The sequence below is a fragment of the Nonomuraea sp. KM88 genome (assembly GCF_052245635.1).
Classification (GTDB): Bacteria; Actinomycetota; Actinomycetes; order Streptosporangiales; family Streptosporangiaceae; genus Nonomuraea.
The window spans coordinates 1-653 of the sequence record NZ_JBQQCC010000081.1 but is presented as its reverse complement, the minus strand read 5'-3'; the positions used below and the strand labels follow the sequence as shown (position 1 = coordinate 653).

The 653-nt window shown below is 69.7% G+C and carries 1 protein-coding gene; it reads right to left on the bottom strand.

The genetic code is table 11. The annotated features are described in order from the left end of the window. On the bottom strand, positions 1 to 422 hold a 422-nt coding region (locus ACTWPV_RS49755), incomplete at its 3' end, for an SDR family NAD(P)-dependent oxidoreductase (protein ID WP_443157236.1). Positions 423 to 653 lie beyond the last annotated feature (231 nt).

Here is a 653-nt window from a genome sequence, read left to right as displayed (position 1 = left end):
GCGAGGAGCCCGGCCGCGGAGGACAGCTGGATGATGTGGCCCGAGCCCTGCTCGCGCAGGTAAGGCAGGGCGGCCTGGATCACCCACACCGCGCCGAACAGGTTGGTCTCCAGCTGGTCGCGCAGGTGCTGCTCGGTCAGCTCCTCGACCGCGCCGACCTGGGCGTAGCCGGCGTTGTTCACGATGACGTCGAGCCGGCCGAAGTGCTCGGCCGCCCGCTTCACGGACTCGAAGACGGTGGCCTTGTCGGTCACGTCCAGCTCCAGCGGGAGCACCGCCTCGCCGTGGGCGGCGGCCAGGTCGTCCAGGCCGGCGGTGGTGCGGGCGGTGGCGGCCACCTTGTCGCCGCGCGACAGGGCGGCCTCGACGAACTGACGGCCGAGGCCGCGGGAGGAACCGGTGACGAACCAGACCTTGCTCATAATGGCTTTCCGTTCCTTGTGGTTGCGCGATCACCACGCGACGGGCGCCATGGTGATCGCTCGGGGAGTTGCGTGCCGCGCGCATCGTTCGCGCGGCGTCCTGACCATGCGGCGTTCGTGTCCCGGACTTTGTGACAGGGCGCTCACGTGAGGTGTGTCACCGATGGCGGGTGTCACACAGCGGTGGGCGCCGGCGCCTTGTGCATAGAGCAACGATTACGGGTGGACAGG